Source organism: Novosphingobium sp. BL-S-21 (assembly GCF_055521655.1).
In genome coordinates this window covers 1480320-1505161 of record NZ_CM145496.1, presented here as the reverse complement: position 1 = coordinate 1505161, position 24842 = coordinate 1480320, and the positions used below count along the sequence as shown (strand labels likewise).

Genomic DNA, 24842 nt, shown 5'->3' with positions numbered 1-24842 from the left:
ATTGTCGGATCGGTTCCCGCCAGGGGTGCGGGTTGCCGCAAGCGCCAACCGCCTTGTCGTTAAGGACGATTCGCGCTGTGGATAGGGCGGGGAACCGAAGTCCCCCGCCCTTCAAACGTTTTGAACGCGTTCGCGAAGCAGCCCTGAAAGCGGGCCCGCGAACCCGCGATTCGTCAGGCTGCGGTCTTGGCCGGCTTGCGCGCGTGCTGGCGCATCCAGTCTTCCAGCACCGGGGCGATGCGGGTGCGCCACTTGCTGCCGTTGAAGATGCCGTAGTGGCCGACATTCTCGGCCAGCAGGTACTTCTTGCTGTCATCGGGCAGGTGGGTCGCCAGCTTGAGCGCGGCTTTGGTCTGGCCGATGCCGGAAATGTCGTCGCGCTCACCCTCGACGGCCAGCAGCGCCGTGTCGCGGATCGCCGAAGGATCGATCCGCTCGCCGCGATGGACGAATTCGCCCTTCGGCAGCGAGTGCTTCTGGAAGACGTGCTCGATGGTCTGGAGGTAGTAGTCGGCGGTCATGTCGCAGACCGAGCGATATTCGTCGTAGAAGGCCTTGGTGGATGCCGCGCCTTCGCCGTCGCCGGAAACCAGGTGCTTGAACATGCCGTAATGGCTCATCATGTGGTTGCCGAGGTTCATGGCCATGAACCCGGCGAGCTGCAGGAAGCCCGGATAGACCCGGCGCCCGGCGCCCGGATAGTTCAGCGGAACGGTGGCGATGACGTTGTTCTCGAACCACGAGAGCGGCTGCTGCATCGCCACGTCGTTGACGCTGGTGGGCGCCTCGCGGGTGTCGACCGGGCCGCCCATCATGGTGAGCGTGGCGGGGCGGCAGGGATGCTCCTGCTTGCCCATGATCGCCGCAGCCGCGAAAGCCGGAACGGAGGGCTGGCATACGGCGAGCATGTGCGCGCCGGGGCCGATGTGTTCGAGGAAGCCGATCACATAGTCGATGTAATCGTCCAGATCGAAGCGGCCGGCATCGGCCGGCACCAGCTTCGCGTCGGCCCAATCGGTGATGTAGACCTCGCAGCTTTCCAGCATGCGGGCGACGGTGCCGCGCAGCAGGGTGGCGAAGTGGCCGCTCATCGGCGCGACCACCAGCAGCTTCGGCGCGTCCTTGGCCAGTCCAGGGTGCGTGAAGCGGATCAGGTCGCCGAAGGGGCGGCGCAGCACGATCGATTCGGTGACGGGGTAGGACTTGCCGCCCGTGGTCACGTTCTCGATATCGAAGGCCGGCTTTCCGCGCGGGGCGGCGGCATGGGCGAAGACGTCCAGCGCCGAGGCCATGACCGGGCCGAACCCGAAATAGCCCATCGGCAGGGCGGGGTTCGAGAGAAGTTCGGCACCTACCGAAGCCCAGGCGGCGGCCCCGCTCAGCATGGTGCGCTGCAATTCGTAGGCGTTGTAAAGCAAAGTGCGTCTCCCGGACGGCGAAGCGACCCCGGCCATCCTGCGTGGTTATCAACGCCATTTGATACCGAATCGTTGCTTGTGCAATGCGGCATAAACGAAATCGCGCGCAGCCAGGTGTCCCAGCGCGGCGATCATGCTGATCGTAAAGGCGCATTTCATACACCTTTTCCTCAAGCCGGGGACGCGATAAGAGCCCGTTCGACCATTCCGGCACCTGCCGGTCCGAAAACGCTCCGGTGGGGACGTTTTCCAAGGAAAAGTTAAGGGCGCGCATGGATGCCAACGCGGGGCAGGCACGGCCGCCCGAGAACGAGAACGCTGCAACCGGCCAGGCGACCCCCGCCGCAAGGGCCGGCAGCGCCGAAGCGCGCGGTCCGGAGGCAGGCAAGCGCCCGCGCAGTCTGGGCGCCTTGCGCATGGTCTGGCGCGAACTGTTCCACTACCCCGGCCGCATGGCCGTGGCCGGGCTTTCGCTGCTGACCACGGCCACTTCGACTCTCGCGATCCCTTACGGTTTCCGCCAGATCGTCGACCAGGGGTTCGCGGAAGGCGCGGATCCGGCGGCGATCCGCTGGTGGTTCATCATGCTGCTGGGCGTGGTGATCGTGCTTTCCGTGGCCACGGCGGTGCGCTTCTACAGCGTTTCCTGGCTTGGCGAGCGCGTCGTGGCCGACGTGCGCCTGCGCGTGCAGCGCCATCTGCTAACGCTCTCGCCCAGTTTCTTCGAGGAAAACAGCCCCAAGGAAATCGCCTCCCGCATGACGGCCGATACCGCCATCGTCGAGACGGTGGTGAGCACCACGGTTTCGGTGGCGCTGCGCAATGCGATCATGGCAGCGGGCGGAGTGGCCTATCTCTTCGTGCTGGCCCCGCACCTGACGCTGGGCCTGGTCGTCGCGATCCCGGTGGTGATCCTGCCGATTGCTGCCTTCGGCCGCCGCCTTCGCGCCGTCGCGCGGCAGAGCCAGGACCGCGTGGCCGATATCGGCGCTACCACCAGCGAAGTCTTCGGCGCCTTGCGCGTGGTCCAGGCCTTCAACCAGGAAGGGCGCGAGATGGAGCGCTTTTCCGGCGCGGTCGAACGCACGTTCGAAACCGGCAAGCGCCGCATCGCCTTGCGTGCGGTGATGACGGCGGTGATCATGTTCCTGATCTTCGGTTCGATCACCGTCATCATGTGGCGGGGCGCGATCGGCGTGGCCGAGGGGTCGATCACCGGCGGCACGATCGCCGCCTTCGTGGTGACGGCGGGCATCGTCGCCGGCGCTTTCGGCTCGCTCACCGAAGTCTACGGAGACCTTGTGCGCGGGGCCGGAGCGGCCAGCCGCCTGGCCGAGTTGCTGAGCCAACATCCCACGATCTCGGCGCCCGCGCGTCCGCTGACGCTGCCTTCGCCCGGCCGCGGCAAGCTCGCCTTCGAGCGCGTGACTTTCCGCTACCCCTCGCGCCCGGAAATGGCGGCGCTGCACGATTTCACCCTGTCGATCGAGCCGGGCGCGACCGTGGCCATCGTCGGCCCTTCGGGCGCCGGCAAGTCGACGCTGTTCCAGCTGGCCGAGCGGTTCTACGATCCCCAGAGCGGGGCCATCAAGATCGACGGCGTGCCGCTGACTTCGGCCGATCCCTCCGAGATCCGCCAGCGGATCGCGCTGGTGCCGCAGGAAGGCGTGCTCTTCGCGGCGTCTGCGCGGGACAACTTGCGCTACGGCAACTGGCAGGCCGACGATGCGGCCATCTGGCAGGCGGCCGGCGCCGCCAATGCGGAAGGCTTCCTGCGCGAGCTGCCGCAAGGGCTCGACACCTTCCTGGGAGAAGACGGCGCGCGCCTCTCCGGCGGCCAGCGCCAGCGCATCGCCATCGCCCGCGCGCTCCTGCGCGATGCGCCGATCCTGCTGCTGGACGAGGCGACCAGTGCGCTCGATGCCGAAAGCGAGCGGCTGGTGCAGGACGCGCTCGAACGCCTGATGGAGCACCGCACCACCCTGGTGATCGCGCATCGCCTGGCCACGGTGCGCAAGGCCGACCGGATCGTGGTGATGGACGGCGGGCGCATTGCCGAGCAGGGCACGCACGAGAGCCTCAGCCAGGCCGGCGGCCTCTACGCCCGGCTGGCGTCGCTCCAGTTCGATTCCGACGCAGTGGCCGCTTTCTCCCGTTCGACGAACGGCTGACTCACCCCGACGAACTGCATTTCAGGGCTGGCGTTGCCGAATATGGCAATTATGTTGCGCCATCATCGGTGGGCCGTTCCGGCCTGTCGCCAGACCGTTCGTGTCATGCAATTCAGAAAGGGTGGGACCATGACCCGCATTCTCGGCCGGGTGCTCGCTTCGACGGCGCTCGCTACCGCACTCAGCTTTTCCGCCATGCCGGCCCTGGCCGATGCACCGGCCTCCTCGGATCCGATGCAGATCGATCCGGCGAAGATGGACTGGGGCAAGTCCGGCATCCAGACCCAGTGGCAGGACCCTGCCGCCAAGGCCGGCGCGGACTTCGACAAGTTCGTGAACGGCAAGTGGGAAGCCGCCGTCGTGCTGCCGGCAGACCGCACCAACTGGGGCTCGTTCACGGCGCTGCGCGACCTTTCGGAACAGCGCGTGCACGGCATCATGGACGGCCTGATCGCCTCGAAGCCCGCCGCCGGCACCGATGCCGCCCGTGTCGAGGCAGCCTATGCCGCCTTCATGGACGTGGATGCCATCAACAAGGCCGGCCTCGCCCCCGCGCAGCCTTATCTTGAGCGCATCTTCGCCGCCAAGACGCCTGACGACCTGATGAAGATCTTCGCGGCGCCCGGCTATGCCTCGCCGCTCGGCGCCTATGTGACCGCCGATGCCAAGCAGAGCGACGTCAATGCCTTCGAAGTCGGTGTCGGCAGCCTCGGCCTGCCCGACCGCGACTACTACCTGAAGAACGACGCCCGCTCGCAGGACTTGCGCGCGAAGTACCTCGATTACCTGACCTTCGTGCTCGGCAAGGCCGGTTATGCCGACGCCGGATCGGCCGCGAAATCGGTGCTCGCGCTCGAAACCCGCCTGGCGAAGGCCCAGTGGGACCGCGCTGCCAGCCGCGACCCGGACCTCACTTACAACAAGCTGACGGTCGCCGAGTTCGAAGCGCTCGCCGCGCCCGGCCTGATGCGCACTTTCGTCGAGACCATGGGCGCCGGCAAGGCTGCCTATATCATCGTCGACCAGATGCCGCCGACGGCCGAAGAGCTGAAGGCCGCCCGCATCGATCCCGCCAAGGCGCAGACGCTGTTCGGCGGCGGCGTGCCGGAAGTGGGCAAGCTGATCTCCGAAGTGCCGGTGGCCACCTGGCAGGCCTGGCTCGCCGCGCATTTCCTGCGCAGCAATGCCTCGGTCCTGCCCACCGACATCGATGACGCCACTTTCGCCTTCTACGGCAAGACCATGAGCGGCCAGCCGGAGCAGCGGGCTCGCTGGAAGCGCGGCGTTGCGGCGGTGGAAGGCATGGCCGGCGAACTGGTCGGCAAGATCTACGCCGAAAAGTACTATCCGCCCGAAGCGCAGGCGGCGATGACCGACCTCGTCTCCAACTTGCGCAAGGCCATGGCGGTGAACCTCCAGAGCCTCGCCTGGATGGGCCCGGAAACCCGCAAGGAGGCCGAAGCCAAGCTCAACGCCTTCACGCCCAAGATCGGCGCCCCGGCGAAGTTCAAGGAATACGAAGGGCTGACCTTCTCGGCCACCGATCCGCTTGGCAACGCCATCGCCGCGGGTTCCTGGGAGAACGACGACCAGATGAAGCGCATCGGCCAGCCGGTCGACAAGACCGAATGGTTCATGCTGCCCGAGACGGTCAACGCCTACTACAACCCGCCCTATAACGAGATCGTGTTCCCGGCCGCCATTCTCCAGCCGCCGTTCTTCAACGTTTCGGCCGACCCTGCGGTCAACTATGGCGGCATCGGCGCGGTGATCGGCCACGAAATGGGCCACGGCTTCGACGACCAGGGCGCCAAGTCCGACGGCACCGGCAACCTTCGCGACTGGTGGACCCCGGCCGACAAGGCCAACTTCCAGAAGCTGCAGGACAAGCTGGAAGCCCAGTACAACAGCTTCTGCCCGTTCGACGACGGCAAGACCTGCGTCAACGGCAAGCTGACCATGGGCGAGAACATCGGCGATCTCGGCGGCCTCAGCCTCGCCTACCGCGCCTACAAGCTCTCGCTGAACGGCAAGGAAGCCCCGGTGATCGACGGCCTGACCGGCGACCAGCGCTTCTTCATGGCCTGGGCGCAGGTATGGCGCAGCAAGTACCGCGAGGAATCGGTACGCCAGCAGCTCATCACCGACCCGCATTCGCCCGCCCATTACCGCATCAACGGCATCGTTCGTAACTTCGACGAATGGTACAAGGCCTTCGGCGTGAAGCCCGGCGACGCTCTTTACCTCCCGCCCGCCGAGCGCGTGCGCATCTGGTAAGGAAACTGTAAGAAAACAGGGCTCGGTCGGATAGCGACCGGGCCCTGAATTCTTCTGGCGAACTTCGCCGTGCGCTGCATTTGGTCCAAAACGCGCCAAACCGTATTTTCTGAACGACTATAGGTACTAGAGAGCCGCGCAGCGGGTTGACTTGGCCGGTGCGTCCGGCATGACCTGCGGCCCATGAGCCTCACCCTTACCGCGATCCTCCTCGGCATTGTCGAGGGCCTCACCGAGTTCCTGCCCGTCTCCTCGACCGGCCATCTCATCCTCGCCACCCGCCTGTTCGGCTACGACGCCTCGCAGTGGGCGACGTTCAACATCGTCATCCAGCTCGGCGCGATCCTGGCGGTCATCGTCCAGTTCTGGCGCACGTTCTGGGCCGTGGGCATGGGCCTGCTCAAGCTCAATCCCAACTCGATCCGTTTCGTGCGCAACGTGCTGCTGGCGTTCATTCCCTCGGCCGTGCTGGGCCTGCTGCTCAATAATTACATCGAGGGACTGCTGGGCGAACCTGCCGTAGTCGCCTGGGCGCTTATCATCGGCGGCATCGCCATCCTGGGGATCGAGAAAGTGGCCAAGCCCGGTCCGCTGACCGGCGTTTCCGAGCTTCCCGCCATCAAGTGCATCGGCGTAGGCTTTGCGCAGTGCCTGGCGATGGTTCCGGGCGTCAGCCGTTCGGGCGCGACGATCATGGGCGCACTGTCGATGGGTATCGAGCGCCGCACGGCGGCCGAATTCAGCTTCTTCCTTGCCGTGCCCACGATGGTCGGCGCGACGACGCTGGAATTGCTCAAGCACCACGAGGAGCTGATGGCCGGCACCGGCCCGGTGGGCTGGGGAGAGATCGGCGTCGGCTTCGTCGTCTCGTTCGTGGTGGCCCTGGTGGTCATCAAGGCCTTCATGGCTTTCGTGAGCCGCTCGGGCTTTGCACCGTTCGCCTGGTATCGTATCGTGGCGGGCGCACTCGCACTCTTCCTGCTTTCGCGGGTCTGATCAGGGATTTACGCCATGGCCGAGGACGATCACAAGAAACTCGGCCAGAAACTGGGGCGCAAGGACTACGAAAGGCAGCTTGAGCCGATGCTGGAGGAGCTGGTGGGCATGGCCCGCTGGGCCTCCGCCACCGGCGCCCGCATCGTCGTCCTGTTCGAGGGACGCGACACGGCGGGCAAGGGCGGGGCGATCAAGGCCGTCGGCGGCCAGCTCAACCCGCGCCAGTGCCGCACCGTGGCGCTCACCGCGCCCAGCGAGCGCGAGCAGGGCCAGTGGTACTTCCAGCGCTATGTCGAGCATCTGCCCACCCGCGGCGAGATCGTGCTGTTCGACCGCAGCTGGTACAACCGCGCCGGCGTGGAAAAGGTCATGGGCTTCGCCACCGGCTCCGAAGTGAAGCGCTTCCTCAAGCAGGTCCCGGTGTTCGAGCGCATGCTCGTCGACGATGGCATCCTGTTGTTCAAGTACTGGCTGTCCTGCGACCAGGAGAAGCAGGAGGAGCGACTCCACGAACGTCTCGACGATCCGCTGAAGCGCTGGAAGCTCTCGCCGATCGACGTCGCCGCGCGCGAAAAGTACGAGGAGTACACCAAGGCGCGCGAGGCGATGCTCAAGGCCACGCACAAGAAGCACGCGCCGTGGACGGTGGTGGACTTCAACGACCAGCGAATCGGACGCCTCACCCTCGTGCGCGACCTGCTGGACCGGCTGCCGGACACCAAGGTCGAGCCGCAGACGATCAAGATGCCGAAACTGAATCACGCGCCTTACAACGAGAAATTCGGCGTTCTGAAGCCGATCGAGCCGTTCGACACGGAGTGAATCAAGCCTCTTCCGCTTGACTTTGGCCTGTCACTATCGCATGGGCCGCAACCTTGAGGGGCGGCGCTCGATTGCCGCCCTGAAATTTTTCAACGGAACGCCGGCCGGCCAGGGCGGCTGAAACGAGAGATACAGGAAACCGCCATGGCGAAGCCCGCAACCGTCAAGATCCGTCTTGTCTCGACCGCCGACACCGGCTTCTTCTACGTCACGAAGAAGAACCCGCGCAACACGACCGAGAAGATGAACTTCCGCAAGTACGATCCCGTCGTGCGCAAGCACGTCGAGTTCAAGGAAGCCAAGATCAAGTAAGGTTCTTCGGAACCTTACAATTCAGGGGCGGTTCAAGCCTGCAAACCCAATGGGAGCATTATGAACCGCACCTTCAAGATCTTTCGCTCTTGCGTAGGCGCGGCCAGCCAGGTTTTTCTTGGCGCGGCCGCGTTTTCCGTTCCTGCCCTCCTTCCGGCGACGCCCGCGCTCGCGGCCCCGTCCGCCGATGCGGCGCAGTTGAGCCAGGCCGTCGAAGCGCTGCGCGCGATCTCGACGATGAAGGCCAACTTCGTCCAGACCGACCGTAACGGCCAGAGCCTGACCGGCGAGCTGACGCTCATGCGTCCCGGCAAGATCCGCTTCCAGTACGAGAAAAGCGCCCAGATGCTGATCGTCAGCGATGGCAAGGCGCTGACCATGATCGACTACTCGGTGAAGCAGGTGCAGCGCTGGCCGATCAGCAACAGCCCGCTCGGCGCGCTGCTCGATCCCAAGCGCGATGTCGCCAAGTACGGTTCGGTCAAGCAGACCGGCAATCCCAATGTCGTCAGCATCGAGGTCCGCGATCGTTCACATCCCGAATATGGCGTCATCACCCTGATCTTCACCCGCAAGGCGTCCGCGCCCGGCGGGCTTGAGCTGACTTATTGGGTCTCGCTCGATTCGCAGAACAAGCGCACCACGATCTCGCTGTCGAATCAGCGCTACGGCGTTCCGGTCTCCGACAACGATTTCCGCTGGAACGATCCGCGTCCCCGCAACCGCCGATAGGTCTCGTCGATAAGGGGGAACGCTTGGTCGCGAGTTGCCCGCTGGCTGCGACGGAATGCGACACTTTTCTGAATTCCGTTCACTTGGCAGCAAGCCAACAGCGCCTAGATTGAAATGGTCAGAGCGGCTCGAGGCGGGTTTCCCCCCTGTTGCCCACGCCTCCACAAGGGTCCTCTGATTTAGCGTGACGAACGCTTACATGAACCCTCGGTCCTCTGCCCCCGGACCGAGGGTTTTTGTTTTTTCGGGCTGCCTTTTCCGCCCGGCGGGGCTGCGAATGCTACCGCTCTGCGCTTCCGGTGCTCACGGCCATTAAGGCCGCTGCGCTCCGGTTCTCGATCGGCAGCATTCTCGCTCCCGCCGGACGAAAAAATCAGCCCGAAAAAGCGACGCAATTTTCTCTTTCGATGGAAGGCGGCAGCAGTGTTTTCGCTGGCGCCTCTGGCAATTGCGGGGCGCCATGCCTAAAGCCTGCGGCATGAAGATTGCCACCTGGAACATCAATTCGGTCCGCCTTCGCATCGATCAGGTCGAGCGGTTTCTGACCGAACAGTCGCCCGACGTGCTCTGCCTTCAGGAGATCAAGGTCGCCGAGCATCTCTTCCCGCACGATATGTTCGAGCGACTCGGCTATACCCACCGCGCGATCCACGGGCAGAAGGGCTACCACGGCGTGGCCACCGTCAGCCGCGTGCCGTTCACAGAGTTCAGCCGCTACGACTGGCAGGATAACGGAGAGGCGCGCCATGTGGGCGTGGAGCTTCAGGGCGCCGGGCAGGGCATGATTCTGGAGAACGTCTACATCCCCGCCGGCGGCGACATCGCCGACCGCGAGGTGAACTTGAAGTTCGGCCAGAAGCTGGACTTCCTCGAACGCATGACGCGCTGGGCCGACAAAGTGGACCGCCCCACGCTGATCGTGGGCGACTTCAACATCGCCCCGCTCGAATCGGACGTCTACAACCACAAGGCGCTGCTCAAGGTCGTCAGCCACACGCCGATCGAGGTGGAGACACTGGCGCGCTTCCGCGATGCCCATGGCTGGGTGGACCTCGGCCGTGAATTCATCCCCGCGCCCGAACGCAACTACTCCTGGTGGTCCTACCGCAGCTACTGGCGCCAGAAGGACCAGGGCCGCCGGCTCGATCACATGTGGGCCTCACCCGACCTGGCGAAGCAGGCCCGCGCGCACAGCTTCGTCGAGGAAACGCGCCGCTGGGAGCAGCCGAGCGACCACGTCCCGCTGATCACCGAGTTCGAACTCTGAGCGCCGACGCACCCGGGAAGGCGCTGCCTTCCGCAGGTGCCCGCCGCGTGGCGCTGGCGCTCGATGCGCTGCGCCATGGCTGGCCGGTGCGGATGGGGCCGGAAGGCGAGGGAAACGGCGCCGTCCTGCTTCCCGCCGAGACCAGCTTCGCGCCGGGTGTCACGGCGCCGCGCATGCTGATCTCCGCTGCCCGCGCCGTCACGCTCAAGCTGGCGAACCAGCGCGAAGCGGCCGTGCCCGAGGCGCCGGTGCTGATCCGCGCGGCAGAGCCCTTCGATCTCGAGACCGCCCGCGCCGTGGCCGACCCCGCGCTTGACCTTGCGCATCCCATGAAGGGGCCGTTCGCGGCCGAGCACATCGGCGACATGGACATGGCGCGAACCGCCATGGAGCTGGCGCGACTCGCCGGCATCCTGCCCGCGTTCCTCGTCGCGCCCGACATCGGGGGGGAAGCGCAGACCGTTGCTCCCGCCGACCTGGCCGAGTGGAAGGACACCAGCCGCCTGGTCGTGGCCTCGCGCGCGCGCCTGCCGGTGGCGGCCTGCGAAGAGGCGGAGATCGTCGCATTCCGCGCGCTGGACGACTTGCGCGAACATGTCGCCTTGGTGATCGGTACCCAGGACGGCGACCGGGCACCGCTGGTACGGCTCCACTCGGAATGCCTGACCGGCGACATTCTCGGCAGCCTCAAGTGCGATTGCGGCCCGCAGCTGGACGCCGCGCTGCGCGCCATGGCCGAGGAAACGAAGCAGGGTGGTTGGGGCGTGCTGCTCTATCTGCGGCAGGAAGGCCGCGGCATCGGTCTCGTCAACAAGCTGCGGGCCTATAGCCTGCAGGACCTCGGCTACGACACGGTGGACGCCAACAACCGCCTCGGCCTGCCCACGGAGGCGCGCGATTTCCCGGTGGCGGCGCGGATGCTCGAACTGCTGGGCGTCTCGGCGATCCGGCTCATGACCAACAACCCGGCCAAAGTCGCGGCGCTGGAAGGTGTGGGCGTTGAGGTGGTGGAGCGCGTACCGCACCAGCTGCCGCCGAACCCGCACAATGCCCGCTATCTCGACACCAAGCGGGACCGGACCGGGCATATATTGTAAGCGTCCGGAGCGCGCGCTCCGTTACCTGAAACGGCCCCGTGCCCGATTCGGTCGAGGCAACGCACTCCCAGGCGCGTCATCCTGATCCTGTTTCAGCGTCCATCCCGCGGCCCCGGCCTGGTTTCCGGTCAGCCAACGGAACCTGGGCCAGCGGCCAGCACAACCCGACACGCTCGAAAATGACGGATCGAGGCGCGCGCTTGTCCGCCCGGTCGCCGGTCCAGCGCAAATGGCGTTCAGCGCTTCTCGAACCCGGCGATTCCCGTGCCCAGGGTGTTGCGGCCGATCTTCAGCGGCTCGCCGGACCAGTCCGCCACGAAAGCGCTGTTGCGGTCGATGCCGGGCGCGAAACGGGCATTGTTTCCTTCCACCGTCAGCCCCGCCGAAGGGTGGCTGCGGTGCTCCGCGGCCACGGCAATGAAGGCGGAGTAGTTCTCCTTGTCGCGTCCCTGTACGAACCAGTTGCCGGCAATGCGCCCGGTGGCGCCTTCGGGAAGGTCGATCATGTAATTGGTCGCGCGGCCGGCGGCATCGTCGAAGCTGGAATCCGTGATCTCGACGTGCGCCGCGCGGCTCTTGACATAGTGGCCGCCGGTTCCCGCCTCGAAGCGGCTGCGGGTGATCGTGAGCGCGCCGTAATTGCCGATATAGACCGCGTGCGCGCAGCCCGAACCTTCGCAGGTCCCGAGGCGGGTGAACGTGGACTTGTCGATACGGATCGAACCCTGGGGATCCTCGCCGCTGAGCAGGCCCTGTTCGCTGTCGCGGAACCAGGCCTGCGACACCGAGAGGTCGCCGTGCTCGAGCCGCACGCCCGCGCCGTTCTTGTCGGGCACGCGGATATTGGCGAAGACCATGCCCTCGATCCGGGCGCCGCGCCCGCGCAGCACCAGCGCCGCCTTGTCTTCGCAGGCCTTGCCGTCGAGCACAGACTGGCCGGGGACCTGGGCCTGGTACGTGATCTCGCCCTTGCTCTGTACCGCGCAGTCGGAAAAGCGCAGCGAGGCGAAGCGGATCGTGCCGCTGCCGTCGCCGATGGCATCGACCGCGTCCTGCAGGCGGGTGAAGCCGCGCCCGGTTTCCGCCACCGTATAAGGCGCATTGTCGGCAGCCTGCCCGAACGAGACGGCGGCGGGAGCGGCTGCGAGCAAGGGGATGCCAAAGGCGAGGGCGAGTCGGGCGGAACGGTTCATGCGGGAGGTCTAGCGTCTTCGCGGGGCAACGCAGGCGCCCGTTTCGCTGCGTCCCACAGCGGGACAAGCTCCGGTGCTATCGTTGCCCCGGTCCGCGCTTGCCCCGGCGGGGTGGTTTCGGCAGCGCCTTCAGGTCGATCATCTCGCTGCGACTGAGGATCCAGAACACCATGACCGCCGACCAGAACAGCACGATCAGCGAAAAGCCGATCCCGATCGGCAGGACGCTTTCCGGAAAGCGCAGGAGCAGCCAGGCCAGGCAGAGGCTCATCGGCAGGAGGGGAAGCGTCCAGGCGGCGAGTGCGAACCATCCGGCCCGGCCGCGCGGCTGGCAGGTGAATTTCAAGCCGCTTCGATAGCACAGGAACAGCGTGTCCTGGTCGGATGTCCTCGCCGCGTCCGCCAGGCTGGCCTCGGCCGTGGCTGAGACCGTCCTGCGGCGCGTATGCCGGTGCGATACGACCAGGAAGACGGCAGTGGCCGCCAGAAACAGCGCGAAGGCCATAGGCCGGCTGCCAGCCAAACCGGAATGCATGAGCACTTTCGTCCCCGCCAGCGCCCCGAAATAGGTGGCCAGCAACAGCCAGCCCTGCCAGGCGATCGGCAGGCCGACTCCGATACCGAAGCGCTTGGGTGCGAACCAGGCGCCGTCGTCGAGCGATTCGTGCATCATGCCTCGTCCTCCGTTTCTTCCGTCGCCGTGGGCGGGCGTCCCCGGCGTGCGGGCTCGCTGACATCCACTTTGAGACCGCGCCGGGACAGCGCCTCGCGCAGGAGCACTTCGACCTGGGCGTTGACCGAGCGGAAATCGGCCGCGGCGCAGCGTTCCAGCGCTTCGTGAAGCGCTGGATCCAGCCGCAGGGCGAACGCTTTCTTGCCGGGACTCGCCATCCGCCCGGTCGCCTTACTGGTAGAGCGTGCCGGTATTGACGACCGGCTGGGTGTCGCGCTCGCCGCAGAGCACGACCATCAGGTTCGAGACCATGGCGGCGCGGCGCTCGTCGTCGAGTTCGACCACGTTCTTTTCCGAGAGCTGCGAAAGCGCCATCTCGACCATCGAGACCGCGCCTTCCACCAGCTTGCGCCGCGCGCCGATCACGGCTTCGGCCTGTTGGCGGCGCAGCATGGCGCCGGCGATCTCGGGCGCGTAGGCCAGGTGGGTGAGGCCGCATTCGTCCACCGTGATGCCGGCCACGCGCAGGCGTTCGATCAGTTCGGCGCGCAGTTCCGCGTTCACTTCGGCATGGCTGCCGCGCAGGGTGATCTCGGCATCCTCGACATCGTCATAGGCATAGCGCGAGCCGATCGAACGCACGGCGGCCTCGATCTGCACGTTCACGAAGGCCTTGTAGTCGTCCACGTCGTAAAGCGCCTGGGCCGTGTCGGCGACGCGCCAGACCACATTGGTGGCGATCTCGATCGGATTGCCGCGCAAGTCGTTCACCTTGAGCTTTTCGGACACGACATTGTTGGCGCGCACGGAGATCTTGCGCTTGGCCATCCATGGCCAGACCCAGCGCAGCCCCGCAACCCGGTCCGTACCGCGATAGGAGCCGAACAGGGTGATGGCCGCCGCCTGATTCGGCTGGATCATGTAGAAGCCCGCGGCGATCAGCACTTCGGCAGCGATGGCCGGGACGATGAAGGCGAAGATACCCAGGACTCCGCCCGGTGACGGGTCGATGCCGGCCAGCGAGAACAGCGCCAGCAGGATCGCGGCCATGATCCCCAGAAAGATCAGCAGCATGAAGTAGCCGTTCATGCTGGAGCCTGTGGATTCCCGGGAGGAATTCATCGGAAGGTGCGACTCGGCCATCGGGCGTGTCCTTGTTTAAAGTGATATCACATTAATATCAAAAGCGCACAATTGGTCAAGCAGGGTTGAAAATCGCCCGGGCGGCGTCTATGTCGGGATTGCGGGCCGGGCCCCTCTGGCGCGGCGTTCCTGTCCTGGAACGCCTCGTGATGTCGGACCGCATCGGGTGAAACCGATGCAGGTTCCAGGGGCTCAATCCAGCCCGTACAGCTCAGGCAACAGGATACCTGTCAGGCTCACCCGATCGAACCCATTTCCGTTCGATAGGGATTTTACGATGACCGACATTATGTTCCGTATGCTCGAGCGACACCAGAAGCTCGACGCCCTGCTGCGCCTCGCGCAGGGCAGACGCTCTCCCGATCCTTTCGAGATCGCGAAGCTGAAGAGACTGAAACAGGAGTTCAGGGGCAGACTCGCGCGGTTGCTACTCCCCCCAGCAACCGTTGCAGGCAGTCTGTAACCCTCGCGCCGGCGCGTTTCCCCCCATTTTCGCGCCGGCGCTTCCTGTTTTGCCCAGGTTTGGGCCGCGTTTCGGGAGTGTCCCGTGGATTTTCTCTTCTATGACCTGCTGGGTACGCCGGCGTGGTTCTGGCTGGCATTCGCCGGCCTCGTTTTCGTATTGACCGCCTTCGACCTCGGCTTCCTGCACAAGGAGGACCGGGAAATGGGCATTGGCGAATCGCTGAGGCTCTCGGTGTTCTACATCGCCATCGCCATGGCTTTCGGCGGCTGGGTGTGGTGGGCCAAGGGTTCCGAGGACGGCATCGCCTATTTCACCGGCTATTTCATCGAGAAGGCGCTTTCGATCGACAACGTCTTTGTGATCTCGATGATCTTCGGTTTCTTCGCGATCGCGCCCAAGTACCAGTACCGTGCCTTGCTCTGGGGCATCATGGCGGTGATCGTGTTGCGCGGACTGATGATCGCGGGCGGCGTGGCGCTCGTTTCCCAGGCGCACTGGGTGATGTATATCTTCGCCGCTTTCCTGGTGTTCACCGGCGTGAAGATGCTCTTCGCCAAGGAGCAGGACCCGGATATCGGCAACAACCCGGCGATCCGCTGGATCTCGCGCCACATGCGCGTGACCAAGGCGCATCACGGCGAGCACTTCTTCGTCCGCGAGCACAATGGCGCGGGCAGGCTTGTCTGGGCGGCAACGCCGCTGTTCCTGGCGCTGGTGGTGATCAACCTGGCGGACCTGGTGTTCGCGGTGGATTCGGTGCCGGCGATCTTCTCGATCACCACCGATACCTTCATCGTCTACACGTCCAACATCATGGCGATCCTGGGCCTGCGCGCACTCTATTTCGCGCTGGCGGCGATGGTGCACCGCTTCCACTACCTGAAGTATGCGCTGGCCCTGGTGCTGGTGTTCATCGGGGCGAAGATCCTGGTTGCGGACTTCGTGCTGGGCGGGGCCAAGTTCCCGCCGCTCATCAGCCTGGGCGTGACGCTGGCGCTGATCGCGGGCGGCGTGGGCTGGTCCTTGTGGAAGACACGCGGCGAATTGCCGAGCGCCTAGTCCGGATGGTCGGATTCCCGCCGGCCGCCGTCGGCCGCATGGTCGGCCGTATGGTCGGTGGGGCCGGTTGGGGGGCGGGGCAGGGTGCCTTTTGCGAAGGACTCCGGCCCCGCTCGCTGCTAGAGCGCCGCGATGGCCCGCCTCATTCTCTTCAACAAGCCCTATGATGTCTTGTCGCAGTTCACCGATGCCCGATCGCCCACGCCGCGCGCGACGCTGTCTGACTTCATCGACGTGCCGGGCGTCTATCCCGCCGGGCGGCTCGACCGCGACAGCGAGGGGCTGATGCTGCTGACCGACGACGGCCGGCTCCAGTCGCGAATCTCCGATCCGCGCTTCAAGATCACCAAGACGTACCTGGCGCAAGTCGAAGGCGAGCCCGATGAGGCCGCGATCGCGGCGCTGTGCAAGGGTGTGATCCTGAACGATGGTCCGACTCGGCCCGCGCGGGCGCGCCGTATCGACGCGCCGCAGCTCTGGCCGCGCAATCCGCCGGTACGGTTCCGCAAGACGGTGCCGGACTGCTGGATCGAACTGACCATCGCGGAAGGCCGCAACCGCCAGGTTCGGCGCATGACCGCTGCGATCGGCCATCCCACGCTGCGCCTCGTGCGGGACAGGGTGGGGGACTGGGCGCTCGACGGCCTGGCGCCGGGCGAGTGGCGCGAAGTCACCATTTGACGGTTGGTGTTGCAATTTCGCCGATATAGTCTATATCGGCCGAGCTACGTCGCCTGCGACGGGAACTTGCGGCTGCATTCCGGCAGCCACTCCTCCCCTTTACAGCTGCCTGGCCCTCAAGGCCGAAGCGTGCTTCGCGCGCGGCAGACTTGGGGCAACCCTTTTTTCGGACAGGATGCATTGGCCAAGGAAGAACTGCTGACCATGGAGGGTTTCATCGAAGAAATCCTTCCCGACGGACGTTTCGCTGTGGTGCTCGACAATGAGCATCGCATTATCGCTTACACCGCGGGCAAGATGCGCAAGTTTCGCATCCGCTCGGTCGTGGGCGATCGCGTGCACGTTGAAATGACGCCCTACGATCTGACCAAGGGTCGGATCGTGTTCCGCGAACGTACGCCTGGTCAGACCGGCGGCCCGCCGAAACGGCGCAGCAATTTCAAAAGATGACAGATGCGGCAGTGAGCCGCGAACAAGGAATACATGAACTACCATAAAGCGGACGCATGTGATCGCGTCCAATCCGTACCCCACCGCTTCTCGCTTCCTACCGTCGGTTTCCGGCGTGACGTGGAACCGGGAGCGCTCTCCAGGCAGGACCTGCGGCGCCTCGTCGCCGCCATGGTGGACTGACACCGCCCGACCTGGAACACAGGAAAAAACCCCCGCAGGCCGAAGCCTTCGGGGGTTTTTCATGTCTGGGGGGGGCATGTCTGGGGCAGGCGTGCGGGCAGGGGAGAGAACCGGCTTCGCGGTTGCAGGTCGAGGCAAGGCTCTCGGATTCGTCCGAGCGGGTGTCCGCGCGAATCCTGCAGAGAGGTAGATGCGCAAGGGCGCGAACCGATATTGCCTGCCGCTTTCGAAGTGCGTTCACTCCGAAGCGTCTTCAAACGACAGAGCTGGCATCTGCCGAACCTCGCGCGACGGCGCTGTCAGGCCGGCCGGTCAGAAGGCGGGTTTGCGCCCTTCCTCGATGCGTCGGATCTGGTCGGACATGGCGCGCCAGGCGGCTTCGGAGCGAAGCTCGCGATCGCGCACATTGGCGAGTTTCGCGATGGAGGCGGCCTCGGCCGCTTCCTGGGCGCGCGATTCGCAGAAGTCACGGGTAAATGCCATCTGCTTGCTCGCTATGTATCGGCGCCTTGGGGCAAGGCACCGGGAAGAAGCGCGCGGCGGCGGACCGAAGCCCGGCCGCCGCGCACCTCTGAAAATCAGGCCGACTTCAGGTTGACAGCCGATGCCTTGCCATTGCGGCCGACTTCGACGTCATACGAGAGGCGCTGTTCCTTCTCGAGGGTGTGCATGCCGGCGTTCTGAACGGCCGAGATGTGGACGAAGCTGTCCTGGCCGCCGTCTTCCGGAGCGATGAAACCGTAGCCCTTGTCGGTATTGAAGAATTTCACGGTGCCGATCGGCATATTAGGTTCCTTTCAAGAAACGAATTTTGGATCCTGCGAAATTGCGGGATCCGGTCGTGCGTCAGTTCGTCAATTGAAAGGAAATCGTCCCAACCCGTTCTTGCGCGGAAAAATTTCCGAACCCGAACGAAGATTGGCGACACCCGTCGCAAATTCGACATCAGCCACGCCGATATAACACGCTCCGTTGCGAATACCTAACGGCAACGGGATCGAGGCGCGAAACGGCGGCATTGCGCCATTGCCGGGGCTATGGCGGCAGTGTGCAATCGTGAACAGTCGGGGGTCGGGCGCGCTCAGCGCGTGCCCAGATCACCCTTGCCCACGGTTCCGCTCGCCATGTCCAGCATGCGGTCGAGGCTCTTCTTGGCATCGAGGCGCAGCTGCTCCTCGATCTCGATCCGCGGCTCCAGGTCGCGCAGGGCGACATAGAGCTTCTCCATGGTGTTGAGCGCCATGTAGGGGCAGATGTTGCAGTTGCAGTTCCCGTCCGCCCCCGGCGCGCCGATGAAGGTCTTGTTCGGGATCGCCAGCTGCATCTGGTGGATGATGTGCGGCTCGGTGGCGACGATCAGCGTGTCGGCATCCGTGGTCTTGGCATATTGCAGGATGCCGCTGGTCGAACCGACATAGTCCGCGTGATCGACGATGTGCGGCGGGCATTCCGGGTGCGCGGCGATCGGCGCGGCGGGATGCTGGGCCTTGAGCTTGAGCAGCTCGGTTTCCGAGAACGCCTCGTGCACGATGCAGACGCCGGGCCAGAGCAGCATCTCGCGGCCGAACTTGCGGCTGAGATAGCCGCCCAGGTGGCGGTCCGGGCCGAAGATGATCTTCTGGTCGGCAGGGATTTGCTGGAGGATCGTCTCGGCGCTGGAACTGGTGACGATGATGTCGGACAGTGCCTTCACCTCGGTCGAGCAGTTGATGTACGTGAGCGCGATGTGATCGGGATGCGCCTCGCGGAAAGCCTTGAACTTTTCGGGGGGGCAGGAATCTTCCAGGCTGCAGCCGGCTTCGACGTCGGGCAGGACCACGATCTTGTTGGGCGAGAGGATCTTGGCGGTTTCCGCCATGAATTTCACACCGCAGAAGGCGATCACTTCGGCGTCGGTCTCGGCGGCCTTGCGGCTGAGTTCCAGGCTGTCGCCCACGAAGTCGGCAATGTCCTGGAGTTCCGGGCGCTGGTAATAATGCGCGAGGATGACCGCATTGCGTTCCTTGCGCAGCCGCTCGATTTCGGCGCGCACGTCGATACCGGAAAGGTCGGCGGGCATTACGGTCATGGTGTCCCTCTGTCTGGTCGCTCCGGCGTTTTACCGGCCTTCCCCGTCTGGGGTTGGCCGGCTGCCGGGATTTGGGGCCTATCTAGGGACGCTTGCGGCAATGCCCAAGGAAAATATGCGCCGGGTTCAGGCGGCCGAGGCCCTTGTCGCCAGATCGATCCACCAGGGCGTGATCGCCAGCAATTCGGTCAGGACATGGGTGAGCAGCAGGGCGATCGTCGCGGCGATGGTGGCGGGGTGGGCATGGCCGATGGTGCGCCGGTCATGGCGCAGGATCAGCGCGACGAAGCCCAGCTGAACCACCAGAGACACCCATTCGCCCCAGGGCATGATCAGCGGCATCGGCAGCACCCGGCCCAGCGCCGGATCGGTCAGCAGGATCGTCGAGCCCAGCATAAGCCGGCGGTGCCAGTCCGGTTGGCGGCGGTGGGACACCGCCAGCGCCACCAGCAGCGCGAAGAAGGCCGCGCCGATGTGCACGGTGGCCAGGAAGTAGGCGGGCGTGAAGAACGGCGGCTGGGCGTGGGCGCGCAGGGCGGTGATGCAGAGCGCGCTCATCGAGACGACCATGAGCGGCACCATGACCGCGCTCGCCCAGCCGAGCCGGCGGTGGATCGCCAGTCCGCCCCGTCCGGCCAGCAAGGACTGAGTCACCAGCAGCCCCAGCCATGTCAGCATGATCAGGCCGTGCAGGTGCATGACGAGCGGCGCGCCGCGATAGTCGACGAAGCCCCGCATTGCGAATTGTCCGAAAGCGAAGACGATGAACAGCGAAAGGCCGATCGCCATCTTCTGCCAGAACGATAGCGCGCCAAGACGGGCCAAAGGCAATGTTGCCATGAAAAATCCCCTCACCCCATGAGTGGGGCGGGGTATACTCTTCATCGCCAAGTAGAGATACAGTAATTCGGTAAATTACTGTTCCGTAAGGGCCAGTGACCAATCGTCATCATGCCGCGTTACCAGGCTTCTTCTTTCCAGATCAAGAAGATGAGCCAGTACCGATCGGCCTGCGGCGGGCCAGAGCCGCTTGTCCACGCCTTTGTACATTTGCGGCACCATCGCGGCCACGGTGCCATGGCCTGCCTCGATCTGCTTCAGGATCTGGCGTTCGCGCTGGCGGCGGTGGCCGATCATGCCGCGGACCAGCTGGCGCGGTTTCTCGACCGCGGGGCCGTGGGCCGGGAAATAGACGCTGTCCTGTTCGCGCTCGTAAAGTTTCTGCAGGCTGGCGAGATAGTCCGTCATGTCGCCGTCCGGCGGGGAGACGACGCTGGTGGACCAGCCCATGACGTGGTCGCCGGTGAACATCGCCCCGGTTTCGGGCAAGGCGAAGCAGACGTGGTTGGAGGTGTGGCCCGGCGTGGCAACGGCTTCGAGCGTCCAGCCGTCTCCGCCGATCGTCTCGCCGTCGTGCAGCACGCGGTCGGGGCGGTAGTCGGGATCGAAGGCGGCATCCGCGCGGGGGCCGTCGTCCTCCAGCGTCAGTGCCGCGCAGCCAACCACCGGCGCGCCGGTCAGGGCCTGCAGAGGCGCCGCGGCGGGCGAATGATCGCGGTGAGTATGAGTGCAGCAGATCGCCGCGATTCGCGCTTCGCCGACCGCGCTCAGGATCGCGGCGATATGCTCGTCCTCGGCCGGGCCGGGGTCGATCACCGCCACGTCCGCGCCGTCTCCGACGATGTAGGTCTGCGTGCCGGTATACGTGAACGGTGAGGGGTTGCGGGCCAGCACCCGGCGGACGAGCGGCGCGATCCGCTCGGCTTCGGCATAAGGCTTGTCGATGTCTTTCAGCGCGTCCATTCGGCCGATATGGGCATTCGCGAGGGGCCTGTCGAGCACGGCCTTCCAGGCAGGCGCGCGCGCGGAGCCCCTGTGCTTCAGCTCGCCAGTCGCCGCTCGATCCGTTCGCGCAGGCGTTCGATCGCGCTTGGCTGCACGTCGTCGCGCAGGCGCCAGCGGCCGTCGATCCGCAGCAGGCGGTCGTAGAAGCGCTGCGTCGTTTCCACCAGGTCGACGATCTCCGGTTGCAGGCGGGCGAGTTGCGCGACTTCCGAATGGCGCAGGAGCGGCGAAAGACGGCCATTGCGGCGAAGCTGGAACTGGCTGATCTCGCCCATGATGAAGGCGCGCTGGTTCAGCAGCCAGGCGATCGCATGCATCATGCGCGTGGTCGTGCGCAGGCCCTCGCTCGACAGGGCGATACGCTCCGGCTCGTCACCCGTTTCCAGTGCCTCGCTCAAACCTGTCTCCGTCGCGGCTTCCCGCGGCGGGCCAGGCAGGGCGAACGCCTCGCGCACCTCGTCCGCGAGCAGAAGCGCCTCGCAATAGAGCGCCTCGACGATGCGCGGGTTTATGGTCGCGGAGTTGGGCATGCGCTGCCCATATTTCTTACCGGCGAGTCCGCGGCAACTGCCCTTAAGGCATTTTCCGAAACGAATCCGGTGCTTGTCCCCTATCGGTACGTTTTACGCGGACGTGCGGTCAGGCAAAAGCGGGGGTGCCGCAAGCTCGCCGCGGACGTGACGAGCGCACCCGGCACTCCTGAAGCGCCATCCTGCGCAAGAAATCAGGCGATGATATCGGGGATCAGGAAGTCCTGGATCACCGCGATCTGATCCTTGAGTTTCAATTTGCGCTTTTTCAGGCGCGCGATCTGCAGCTGGTCGCCGGCGCCGGGCACGGTGAGCGCATCGATGGCCGCATCGAGATCGCGGTGCTCGATCTTGAGGATTTCGAGGCGCTTGCGCATTTCCTCTTCGGTCACGCCAGGATTTCCTACTCTCGAATGACAGTCTGCGGATGCGAAATTCACATGCCCCGCTCGACGCAGCAGGCACGCGATTCACCGATATGAACCATTCGCGGTCTTCGCAAGATGGGCAGGATGTGGTTCCATCCGTTTTGCGCCGGATTGCCCATGCCGAGTCGCCAAGAGAGGTCGCAGGCAAAGGGGCCGGCCCACCCCCCGAACAAAGAGGAGAACCGTCCATGGATAGTTCGCACGTCAGCGCTTTGCAGCTCAAGCATGCCGGAATTGAAAGGCAGATTCATGACGAATTGTGCCGTCCGATACCTGACGCAGCCATGATCCAGGCCCTCAAGAAGCGGAAGCTCAGGATCAAGGAAGAAATCTCTCGTCACTGACCTGTCGCTGACTGGGTCAGTACCAGAGCAGCCATCCCCCGTGGCGATCCCTCGGTCTCCCTTGCATCGAGGCCGATTTCCCGGGCGGTGAAGCCGCTCCCTCAGGCGCCCTCGGTGCGGCAACGTGCCGGGGGCGGCCTTGGAGGTATCCGCTTTTCGCGCGGACGTTTTTCCCGACACATCTTTTCACAACGGCCGCGTTTCCAAAGCGCTCGCTTTGGGTTACTCGGGTTTCATGACCAGCGGAGCCGTAGAAGCAGCACGAACCATCCTCACCCGCCTCCACGAGGTCATGGCGTCGCGAAATCACGCCCAGGCCAAGTTGAATACGGTGGTCGAAGTGATCGGCGAATGCCTCGATAGCGAGGTCTGCTCGATCTATCTCCTGCGCGAAGGCATGCTGGAGCTGTTCGCGACGCGCGGCCTGGCGCAGGAAGCCGTCCACGTCACCCGCATGGCGGTGGGCGAGGGCCTTGTCGGCAGCATCGCCGACCGGATCGAGACGCTGAACCTGGCCGAAGCGGCCGCCCATCCGGACTTCTCCTATCGCCCGGAAACCGGCGAAGACCGCTTCCACTCCTTTGCGGGCGTGCCGATCGTGCGCCGGGAGCGGGCCGCCGGCGTGCTCTGCGTGCAGCATGTCGAGCCGCGTCGCTATGAGGAAGTGGAGATCGAGGCGCTGCAGACGGTGGCCATGGTCCTGTCCGAACTCATCACCAATGCCGACCTGATCGACGAAGTGGACGTCCATGCCTTGGGCGCCGCGCAGACCGGGCCGGAGCAGCTTCGCGGTCTGACGCTGGTGAAGGGGCTGGCCTCGGGTCAGGCGGTCTATCACCAGCCGCGCGTCAATATCGAGCATATCGTCGCGGAAGACACCGAGGCCGAGCGCCAGCGCGTGATCCATGCCTTCGACAAGATGCGCGAGCAGATCGACCGCATGGCCAGCCAGGCCGAATTCGGCATGGGCGGAGAGCACGAGGAAGTGCTCGAGACCTACCGCATGTTCGCTTACGACGAAGGCTGGACCCGCCGCATCAACGAGGCGATCGATTCCGGTCTCACCGCCGAAGCCGCCATCGAACGCGTGCAGCAGCGCACCCGCATGCGCATGCGCCAGATCGACGATCCCCTGCTGGCGGATCGCATGCACGACCTTGAGGATCTGGCCAACCGCCTGCTCAGGATCGTCTCCGGCCAGATGGGAACGGCGGCCTCGCTGGGGCTGCGCAACGATGCGATCCTGATCGCCCGCAACCTCGGCCCGGCGGAATTGCTGGAATACGACAAGCGCCGCCTCAAGGGCGTGATCCTGGAGGAAGGCTCGCTCACCAGCCATGTGGTCATCGTGGCGCGGGCGATGGGCATTCCGGTGCTCGGGCGCGTGCGCGGTCTGCGCGGCGTGGTGCGCGAAGGCGACCAGCTCCTGCTCGATGCCGACCAGGCCACGGCGATGGTGCGTCCTCCGGCCGGCGTGATCGAGGCTTTCGAAGCGCGTTTCGCCAAGAGCCGCCAGCGCCAGGCCGCTTATGCCGCCCTGCGTGAAGTGCAGCCGACCACGCTGGACGGCACCCGCATCCAGGTCATGATCAATGCCGGCCTGCGCGACGACATCGCCAACCTCAGCATGACCGGGGCGGACGGCATCGGCCTGTTCCGCACCGAATTCCAGTTCCTGGTCTCCGCCACGCTCCCTTCGCGCGAGCGCCAGACCCGCCTCTACCGCGACATCATGGAAGCCGCGGGCGACAAGCCGGTGAAGTTCCGCACGGTCGACATCGGCGGCGACAAGACCTTGCCGTACTTGCGTCACGACGACGGCGAGGGTGAGGAAAACCCGGCGATGGGCTGGCGCGCCCTGCGCGTCGCTCTCGAGCGCGAGGGCCTGCTCAAGGTGCAGGCGCGCGCGCTGCTGGAAGCGGCGGGCGGGCGCACGCTCCACGTCATGTTCCCGCTGGTGGCCGAGCCCTGGGAGTTCGACCAGGCCAAGGCGGTCTTCGAAAAGCAGTTCGCATTCCTGCGCAGCCAGAAGAAGCTTCTTCCAGAAGCGATCCACTACGGCATCATGCTGGAAGTCCCGGCCCTGGCCGAGCAGCTCGACCTGCTGGCGCCGAAGATCTCGTTCCTGTCGATCGGCACTAACGACCTGACCCAGTTCCTCTTCGCGGCGGACCGGGCCAATCCCAAGCTGGCCGAGCGCTACGACTGGGTGAGCCCGGCGATCCTGCGCTTTCTGCGCCGGGTCATCCGCAGCGTCGATGGCCACAATGTCGAGATCGCCGTCTGCGGCGAGATGGGCGGGCGCCGGCTGGAGGCGCTGGCGCTGCTCGGCCTGGGTATTCGCCGCCTGTCGATCACGCCCGCCTCGGTGGGGCCGACCAAGGACCTGGTCGGCCAGGTCGACTTGCGCGAAATCGGCGCCGCCATGGACCAGTGGCTGGCCCATCCGCCTGCGGACATGCGCGCCGCGCTGACCGCCTGGGCGGCCGAACGCGACATTGCAGTGGATTGATCCCCGTGTTTTCGGGGATCGGGCGTTTCAGCCCCGGCGCCCCGATTGACATAAAGCAGACTTGCGCGGATGTTACTCGCCGTGCACGGGGTCGCATCCGCCGCAAAGTATTCGAGTTATCTGCCTTGTCGTGATTGACTTTGGATTCTCGCGCGGTTTGGTGGATTCCCGTCAG

General features: G+C 65.2%; 27 protein-coding genes. 15 read left to right on the top strand and 12 right to left on the bottom strand.

Features of this window, described 5'->3' with window-relative positions; genetic code table 11:
• Nucleotides 1-173: 173 nt before the first annotated feature.
• Entirely contained in the window at nt 174-1418 is a 1245-nt protein-coding gene (locus tag ACZ1J6_RS15475; RefSeq protein ID WP_134095240.1) for a polyhydroxyalkanoate depolymerase, read from the bottom strand.
• Nucleotides 1419-1690: 272 nt separating this feature from the next.
• Between ACZ1J6_RS15475 and ACZ1J6_RS15470 the strand changes: the two genes are divergently transcribed.
• From ACZ1J6_RS15470 to ribA, 8 genes are all read left to right on the top strand, one after another.
• The gene (locus ACZ1J6_RS15470) at nt 1691-3589 is read left to right on the top strand and encodes an ABC transporter transmembrane domain-containing protein (protein ID WP_465127457.1); all 1899 of its coding nucleotides are present in this window, start codon (nt 1691-1693) and stop codon (nt 3587-3589) included.
• Between the two features lie 129 nt (nt 3590-3718).
• The gene (locus ACZ1J6_RS15465) at nt 3719-5866 is read left to right on the top strand and encodes a M13 family metallopeptidase (protein WP_132265133.1); all 2148 of its coding nucleotides are present in this window, start codon (nt 3719-3721) and stop codon (nt 5864-5866) included.
• 183 nt (nt 5867-6049) lie between these two features.
• Entirely contained in the window at nt 6050-6862 is an 813-nt protein-coding gene (locus ACZ1J6_RS15460) for an undecaprenyl-diphosphate phosphatase (RefSeq protein ID WP_132265135.1), read from the top strand.
• Nucleotides 6863-6877: 15 nt separating this feature from the next.
• Nucleotides 6878-7684, top strand: a complete 807-nt coding sequence (gene ppk2 / locus ACZ1J6_RS15455; RefSeq protein ID WP_134095242.1) for a polyphosphate kinase 2 — start codon at nt 6878-6880, stop codon at nt 7682-7684.
• A 144-nt stretch (nt 7685-7828) separates the two neighbouring features.
• Entirely contained in the window at nt 7829-7996 is a 168-nt protein-coding gene (rpmG, locus tag ACZ1J6_RS15450) for a 50S ribosomal protein L33 (RefSeq protein WP_039391223.1), read from the top strand.
• A 60-nt stretch (nt 7997-8056) separates the two neighbouring features.
• Nucleotides 8057-8728, top strand: coding sequence for a LolA family protein (locus ACZ1J6_RS15445; RefSeq protein ID WP_134095243.1), 672 nt, complete (start codon nt 8057-8059; stop codon nt 8726-8728).
• A gap of 478 nt (nt 8729-9206) precedes the next feature.
• On the top strand, nt 9207-9995 hold the full coding sequence (gene xth, locus ACZ1J6_RS15440) for an exodeoxyribonuclease III (protein ID WP_132265141.1): 789 nt from the start codon (nt 9207-9209) through the stop codon (nt 9993-9995).
• A 47-nt stretch (nt 9996-10042) separates the two neighbouring features.
• Nucleotides 10043-11092: a GTP cyclohydrolase II gene (gene ribA / locus ACZ1J6_RS15435; protein WP_465127456.1), complete on the top strand. Its 1050-nt coding sequence runs from the start codon at nt 10043-10045 to the stop codon at nt 11090-11092.
• Nucleotides 11093-11328: 236 nt separating this feature from the next.
• Here the strand turns inward: ribA and ACZ1J6_RS15430 are convergent, their stop codons facing one another.
• From ACZ1J6_RS15430 to ACZ1J6_RS15415, 4 genes are all read right to left on the bottom strand, one after another.
• Entirely contained in the window at nt 11329-12285 is a 957-nt protein-coding gene (locus ACZ1J6_RS15430) for a right-handed parallel beta-helix repeat-containing protein (protein WP_431568322.1), read from the bottom strand.
• A 76-nt stretch (nt 12286-12361) separates the two neighbouring features.
• Nucleotides 12362-12955 (bottom strand): hypothetical protein, encoded by a 594-nt coding sequence (locus ACZ1J6_RS15425; RefSeq protein ID WP_465127455.1) that lies wholly within the window; start codon nt 12953-12955, stop codon nt 12362-12364.
• Entirely contained in the window at nt 12955-13176 is a 222-nt protein-coding gene (locus ACZ1J6_RS15420; protein ID WP_132265147.1) for a type II toxin-antitoxin system antitoxin, read from the bottom strand. The genes ACZ1J6_RS15425 and ACZ1J6_RS15420 overlap by 1 nt, the downstream gene beginning before the upstream one ends.
• A 13-nt stretch (nt 13177-13189) precedes the next feature.
• On the bottom strand, nt 13190-14101 hold the full coding sequence (locus ACZ1J6_RS15415; protein WP_132265149.1) for an SPFH domain-containing protein: 912 nt from the start codon (nt 14099-14101) through the stop codon (nt 13190-13192).
• A 277-nt stretch (nt 14102-14378) separates the two neighbouring features.
• Between ACZ1J6_RS15415 and ACZ1J6_RS15410 the strand changes: the two genes are divergently transcribed.
• From ACZ1J6_RS15410 to ACZ1J6_RS15390, 5 genes are all read left to right on the top strand, one after another.
• Nucleotides 14379-14564 (top strand): DUF465 domain-containing protein, encoded by a 186-nt coding sequence (locus tag ACZ1J6_RS15410; RefSeq protein ID WP_132265151.1) that lies wholly within the window; start codon nt 14379-14381, stop codon nt 14562-14564.
• An 84-nt stretch (nt 14565-14648) separates the two neighbouring features.
• Nucleotides 14649-15626 carry a TerC family protein gene (locus ACZ1J6_RS15405; RefSeq protein ID WP_465127454.1) on the top strand — a complete coding sequence of 326 codons (978 nt, stop codon included), beginning with the start codon at nt 14649-14651 and terminating at the stop codon, nt 15624-15626.
• Nucleotides 15627-15758: 132 nt separating this feature from the next.
• Nucleotides 15759-16307: a pseudouridine synthase gene (locus tag ACZ1J6_RS15400; protein WP_134095247.1), complete on the top strand. Its 549-nt coding sequence runs from the start codon at nt 15759-15761 to the stop codon at nt 16305-16307.
• 180 nt (nt 16308-16487) lie between these two features.
• Nucleotides 16488-16757 (top strand): translation initiation factor IF-1, encoded by a 270-nt coding sequence (gene infA / locus ACZ1J6_RS15395; protein ID WP_132265156.1) that lies wholly within the window; start codon nt 16488-16490, stop codon nt 16755-16757.
• A 33-nt stretch (nt 16758-16790) separates the two neighbouring features.
• Nucleotides 16791-16940: a hypothetical protein gene (locus ACZ1J6_RS15390; RefSeq protein ID WP_442046347.1), complete on the top strand. Its 150-nt coding sequence runs from the start codon at nt 16791-16793 to the stop codon at nt 16938-16940.
• 312 nt (nt 16941-17252) lie between these two features.
• On the opposite strand, the gene ACZ1J6_RS15385 is transcribed toward ACZ1J6_RS15390, so the two are convergent.
• From ACZ1J6_RS15385 to ACZ1J6_RS15355, 7 genes are all read right to left on the bottom strand, one after another.
• Nucleotides 17253-17423, bottom strand: coding sequence for a hypothetical protein (locus ACZ1J6_RS15385; RefSeq protein ID WP_165921374.1), 171 nt, complete (start codon nt 17421-17423; stop codon nt 17253-17255).
• A gap of 95 nt (nt 17424-17518) precedes the next feature.
• Nucleotides 17519-17725 (bottom strand): cold-shock protein, encoded by a 207-nt coding sequence (locus ACZ1J6_RS15380; protein ID WP_132265158.1) that lies wholly within the window; start codon nt 17723-17725, stop codon nt 17519-17521.
• A gap of 296 nt (nt 17726-18021) precedes the next feature.
• A complete protein-coding gene (gene nadA / locus ACZ1J6_RS15375) occupies nt 18022-19008 on the bottom strand; it encodes a quinolinate synthase NadA (RefSeq protein ID WP_134095248.1) in 987 nt (328 codons plus the stop codon).
• Nucleotides 19009-19134: 126 nt separating this feature from the next.
• The gene (locus tag ACZ1J6_RS15370) at nt 19135-19848 is read right to left on the bottom strand and encodes a hypothetical protein (protein ID WP_132265162.1); all 714 of its coding nucleotides are present in this window, start codon (nt 19846-19848) and stop codon (nt 19135-19137) included.
• A gap of 75 nt (nt 19849-19923) precedes the next feature.
• The gene (locus tag ACZ1J6_RS15365) at nt 19924-20811 is read right to left on the bottom strand and encodes an MBL fold metallo-hydrolase (RefSeq protein WP_465127453.1); all 888 of its coding nucleotides are present in this window, start codon (nt 20809-20811) and stop codon (nt 19924-19926) included.
• 77 nt (nt 20812-20888) lie between these two features.
• Complete coding sequence (locus ACZ1J6_RS15360) at nt 20889-21383, bottom strand: DUF1465 family protein (RefSeq protein ID WP_465127452.1); 495 nt, start codon at nt 21381-21383, stop codon at nt 20889-20891.
• Between the two features lie 194 nt (nt 21384-21577).
• On the bottom strand, nt 21578-21775 hold the full coding sequence (locus ACZ1J6_RS15355) for a YdcH family protein (protein WP_132265168.1): 198 nt from the start codon (nt 21773-21775) through the stop codon (nt 21578-21580).
• Nucleotides 21776-21999: 224 nt separating this feature from the next.
• Here ACZ1J6_RS15355 and ACZ1J6_RS15350 point away from each other — a divergent pair, with 224 nt between their 5' ends.
• Both ACZ1J6_RS15350 and ptsP read left to right on the top strand, forming a co-directional pair.
• Complete coding sequence (locus ACZ1J6_RS15350; RefSeq protein ID WP_132265170.1) at nt 22000-22155, top strand: YdcH family protein; 156 nt, start codon at nt 22000-22002, stop codon at nt 22153-22155.
• 235 nt (nt 22156-22390) lie between these two features.
• Entirely contained in the window at nt 22391-24667 is a 2277-nt protein-coding gene (gene ptsP, locus ACZ1J6_RS15345) for a phosphoenolpyruvate--protein phosphotransferase (protein WP_132265172.1), read from the top strand.
• The last annotated feature ends 175 nt before the right edge of the window (nt 24668-24842 follow it).